This is a genomic window from Pseudoxanthomonas sp. 97-1-1 (assembly GCF_057773125.1).
Window position 1 is genome coordinate 1,527,501 of record NZ_JBYMTJ010000001.1, and the last position, 5,504, is coordinate 1,533,004.

Sequence of the window (5,504 nt, forward strand, 5' to 3'; positions counted from 1 at the left end):
TGACTGACCCTGGCGGCGAACCAACCAGAAATCAAGGACTTACACAAAAATGAAACCCCCGTCCTATCGGACGGGGGTTTCGGGGTAAAGCCCCTGGCGATGACCTACTCTTGCATGGCTTAAGCCACACTACCATCGGCGCGGCTGCGTTTCACTTCCGTGTTCGGGATGGGAACGGGTGGGACCACAGCGCTAATTTCACCAGGGAGAGGGTTGGAGCGTCGCCATCCAAGGAACGGATTAAGGCGCCAATCTCTCATAGGGTCTTGTGACGTAGCGGGCATTGGATTTTCTCTGACGATATCGTCGAGTCCAAGGCCACTTGAGGTTATATGGTCAAGCCACACGGATCATTAGTATCAGTTAGCTCAATGGGTTGCCCCACTTACACACCTGACCTATCAACCACCTAGTCTTGATGGTTCCTTTAGGGGGCTTGTGCCCCGGGAGATCTCATCTTGAGGCGCGCTTCCCGCTTAGATGCTTTCAGCGGTTATCGCTTCCGAACATAGCTACCCGGCAATGCCACTGGCGTGACAACCGGAACACCAGAGGTTCGTCCACTCCGGTCCTCTCGTACTAGGAGCAGCCCCTCTCAAATCTCCAACGCCCATGGCAGATAGGGACCGAACTGTCTCACGACGTTCTGAACCCAGCTCGCGTACCACTTTAAATGGCGAACAGCCATACCCTTGGGACCGACTACAGCCCCAGGATGTGATGAGCCGACATCGAGGTGCCAAACACCGCCGTCGATATGAACTCTTGGGCGGTATCAGCCTGTTATCCCCGGAGTACCTTTTATCCGTTGAGCGATGGCCCTTCCATACAGAACCACCGGATCACTAAGTCCTACTTTCGTACCTGCTTGATCCGTCGATCTCGCAGTCAAGCACGCTTATGCCTTTGCACACAGTGCGCGATGTCCGACCGCGCTGAGCGTACCTTCGAGCTCCTCCGTTACTCTTTGGGAGGAGACCGCCCCAGTCAAACTACCCACCATACATGGTCCCCGATCCGGATTACGGACCTAGGTTAGAACGTCAAGCACATCAGGGTGGTATTTCAAGGTTGGCTCCACCGAAGCTAGCGCCTCGGTTTCATAGCCTCCCACCTATCCTACACAGACGAACTCAACGTTCAATGTAAAGCTATAGTAAAGGTTCACGGGGTCTTTCCGTCTTGCCACGGGAACGCTGCATCTTCACAGCGATTTCAATTTCACTGAGTCTCGGGTGGAGACAGCGCCGCTGTCGTTACGCCATTCGTGCAGGTCGGAACTTACCCGACAAGGAATTTCGCTACCTTAGGACCGTTATAGTTACGGCCGCCGTTTACTGGGGCTTCGATCAAGAGCTTCGCCTTGCGGCTGACCCCATCAATTAACCTTCCAGCACCGGGCAGGCGTCACACCCTATACGTCCACTTTCGTGTTTGCAGAGTGCTGTGTTTTTGATAAACAGTCGCAGCGGCCTGGTTTCTGCGACCCCCCTCAGCTATAGCCCGCATGGGCCACCAAAGAGGGTGCACCTTCTCCCGAAGTTACGGTGCCATGTTGCCTAGTTCCTTCACCCGAGTTCTCTCAAGCGCCTGAGAATTCTCATCCTACCCACCTGTGTCGGTTTACGGTACGGTCTGCGTGAGCTGAAGCTTAGGAGCTTTTCCTGGAAGCGTGGTATCAGTGACTTCGTCCAAAAGGACTCGTCTCGGTGCTCGGTCTTAAAGGATCCCGGATTTGCCAAAGATCCAAACCTACCGCCTTTCCCCGGGACAACCAACGCCCGGTACACCTAACCTTCTCCGTCCCTCCATCGCACTCACGCGAGGTGCAGGAATATTAACCTGCTTCCCATCGACTACGGCTTTCGCCCTCGCCTTAGGGACCGACTAACCCTGCGTCGATTAACGTTGCGCAAGGAAACCTTGGGCTTTCGGCGTGCGGGCTTTTCACCCGCATTATCGTTACTCATGTCAGCATTCGCACTTCCGATACCTCCAGCAACCTTCTCAAGTCACCTTCAACGGCTTACGGAACGCTCCTCTACCGCGCATAACAAAGTTATGCACCCCAAGCTTCGGTTTCGTGCTTAGCCCCGTTAAATCTTCCGCGCAGACCGACTCGACCAGTGAGCTATTACGCTTTCTTTAAAGGGTGGCTGCTTCTAAGCCAACCTCCTGGCTGTCTGTGCCTTTCCACATCGTTTTCCACTTAGCACGAAATTTGGGACCTTAGCTGTGGGTCTGGGTTGTTTCCCTTTTCACGACGGACGTTAGCACCCGCCGTGTGTCTCCCGTACATTCTGTCTTGGTATTCGGAGTTTGCCATGGTTTGCTAAGACGCGATGTCCCGCTAGCCATAACAGTGCTCTACCCCCAAGAAGATTCATACGAGGCGCTACCTAAATAGCTTTCGAGGAGAACCAGCTATCTCCGGGTTCGATTAGCTTTTCACTCCTAATCACACCTCATCCCCTACCTTTGCAACGGGAGTGGGTTCGGGCCTCCAGTACCTGTTACGGCACCTTCACCCTGGGCATGACTAGATCACCCGGTTTCGGGTCTACTGCCCGCGACTATGCGCCCTTATCAGACTCGGTTTCCCTTCGCCTCCCCTATACGGTTAAGCTTGCCACGAACAGTAAGTCGCTGACCCATTATACAAAAGGTACGCAGTCACCCTTGCGGGCTCCTACTGCTTGTACGCACACGGTTTCAGGATCTATTTCACTCCCCTCTCCGGGGTTCTTTTCGCCTTTCCCTCACGGTACTGGTTCACTATCGGTCGGTCAGGAGTATTTAGCCTTGGAGGATGGTCCCCCCATGTTCAGACAGGGTTTCTCGTGCCCCGCCTTACTCGTCTTCACTGAAAAGGTCCTTTCGAATACCGGGCTGTCACCGTCTATGGCCAGTCTTTCCAGACTGTTCTTCTAAAACCAATCCAGCTTAAGGGCTGGTCCCCGTTCGCTCGTCACTACTCAGGGAATCTCGGTTGATTTCTTTTCCTCCGGTTACTTAGATATTTCAGTTCACCGGGTTTGCCTCCAGCAGCTATGTATTCACTGCAGGATACTGCCGAAGCAGTGGGTTTCCCCATTCGGACATTGCGGGATCAATGCTTGTTGCCAGCTCCCCCACACTTTTCGCAGGCTGCCACGTCCTTCATCGCCTCTGACCGCCAAGGCATCCACCGTGTGCGCTTATTCGCTTGACCATATAACCCCAAGTCGCCTCGGAGTTACATGCCGTGCTGATGGGGTACAAAGCCACCAACGCGAACATACGACTCAATTTATTAGGGACTCGAAGTCCCCGCCTTAGCCTCAACGACACGTCTAGATGAAAATCTAAAACGCTCGCTACGTCACAAGTTGTTAAAGAACACGAAGCCGGCTTCAGCGCCGATCCGTTTCAAAATAATCTTTTAGTGTGCGATTGCAGGTTTCAGAAGTAATAGCCAGCCTGGTTTTGGTGGGTCTGGGAGGACTCGAACCACCGACCTCACCCTTATCAGGGGTGCGCTCTAACCACCTGAGCTACAGACCCAAAAGTCGTTCTCAGTGGTGGAGCCTGTCGGGATCGAACCGACGACCCCCTGCTTGCAAAGCAGGTGCTCTCCCAGCTGAGCTAAGGCCCCGTTGTACGGGCTTACTCTGAAAAATGCAGGTGTCTTGTGTGGGCGCCTGACAAGAAGCGCTTGTCGTGCTCAAAAGGAGGTGATCCAGCCGCACCTTCCGATACGGCTACCTTGTTACGACTTCACCCCAGTCATCGGCCACACCGTGGCAAGCGCCCTCCCGAAGGTTAAGCTACCTGCTTCTGGTGCAACAAACTCCCATGGTGTGACGGGCGGTGTGTACAAGGCCCGGGAACGTATTCACCGCAGCAATGCTGATCTGCGATTACTAGCGATTCCGACTTCATGGAGTCGAGTTGCAGACTCCAATCCGGACTGAGATAGGGTTTCTGGGATTGGCTCACCCTCGCGGGTTTGCAGCCCTCTGTCCCTACCATTGTAGTACGTGTGTAGCCCTGGTCGTAAGGGCCATGATGACTTGACGTCATCCCCACCTTCCTCCGGTTTGTCACCGGCGGTCTCCTTAGAGTTCCCACCATTACGTGCTGGCAACTAAGGACAAGGGTTGCGCTCGTTGCGGGACTTAACCCAACATCTCACGACACGAGCTGACGACAGCCATGCAGCACCTGTCTCACGGTTCCCGAAGGCACCAATCCATCTCTGGAAAGTTCCGTGGATGTCAAGACCAGGTAAGGTTCTTCGCGTTGCATCGAATTAAACCACATACTCCACCGCTTGTGCGGGCCCCCGTCAATTCCTTTGAGTTTCAGTCTTGCGACCGTACTCCCCAGGCGGCGAACTTAACGCGTTAGCTTCGATACTGGGTGCCAAGTTGCACCCAACATCCAGTTCGCATCGTTTAGGGCGTGGACTACCAGGGTATCTAATCCTGTTTGCTCCCCACGCTTTCGTGCCTCAGTGTCAGTGTTGGCCCAGGATGCCGCCTTCGCCACGGATGTTCCTTCTGATCTCTACGCATTTCACTGCTACACCAGAAATTCCGCATCCCTCTACCACACTCTAGTGATCCAGTATCCACTGCAATTCCCAGGTTGAGCCCAGGGCTTTCACAGCAGACTTAAACCACCACCTACGCACGCTTTACGCCCAGTAATTCCGAGTAACGCTTGCACCCTTCGTATTACCGCGGCTGCTGGCACGAAGTTAGCCGGTGCTTATTCTTTGGGTACCGTCATCCCCACCGGTTATTAACCGATAGGATTTCTTTCCCAACAAAAGGGCTTTACAACCCGAAGGCCTTCTTCACCCACGCGGTATGGCTGGATCAGGCTTGCGCCCATTGTCCAATATTCCCCACTGCTGCCTCCCGTAGGAGTCTGGACCGTGTCTCAGTTCCAGTGTGGCTGATCATCCTCTCAGACCAGCTACCGATCGTCGCCTTGGTGGGCCATTACCCCGCCAACTAGCTAATCGGACATCGGCTCATCTAATCGCGTGAGGCCTTGCGGTCCCCCACTTTCACCCGTAGGTCGTATGCGGTATTAGCGTAAGTTTCCCTACGTTATCCCCCACGAAAAGGTAGATTCCGATGTATTCCTCACCCGTCCGCCACTCGCCACCCAGAGAGCAAGCTCTCCTGTGCTGCCGTTCGACTTGCATGTGTTAGGCCTACCGCCAGCGTTCACTCTGAGCCAGGATCAAACTCTTCACTTAAAACTACCTAGCCCGAAGGCCAATGCTTTGAATGCAGATCGTTTGACCACAAGCTTTACGTATCGCTTGCATTTCTACAATTGACAAGATGCTCATGAATCGAACGTCTGCAAGATGGACAGCTAGTCCTTCCTGCAGGCGCCCACACAAGTCACCTGCGCACACTTTCAAAGAACTCGAAGTCGGCCTCAGCGCCTTCCTTCGTAACCCCGTCGTTTCCGTCGAGGTGAGCCGCCTATTATGGCGGGTTTTT

The 5,504-nt window shown here is 54.1% G+C and carries 2 tRNA genes and 3 rRNA genes; all 5 read right to left on the reverse strand.

Features of this window, described 5'->3' with window-relative positions:
* Window positions 1-91 precede the first annotated feature (91 nt).
* Window positions 92-206, reverse strand: a 5S ribosomal RNA gene (rrf, locus tag AC3DET_RS07105).
* 126 nt (window positions 207-332) lie between these two features.
* Window positions 333-3,211 (reverse strand): 23S ribosomal RNA (locus tag AC3DET_RS07110).
* Between the two features lie 255 nt (window positions 3,212-3,466).
* Window positions 3,467-3,543: transfer RNA gene (locus tag AC3DET_RS07115), tRNA-Ile, on the reverse strand.
* Between the two features lie 15 nt (window positions 3,544-3,558).
* Window positions 3,559-3,634: transfer RNA gene (locus AC3DET_RS07120), tRNA-Ala, on the reverse strand.
* 72 nt (window positions 3,635-3,706) lie between these two features.
* Window positions 3,707-5,251 (reverse strand): 16S ribosomal RNA (locus tag AC3DET_RS07125).
* The 16S, 23S and 5S rRNA genes sit together here with 2 tRNA genes alongside, the layout of an rRNA operon.
* Window positions 5,252-5,504 lie beyond the last annotated feature (253 nt).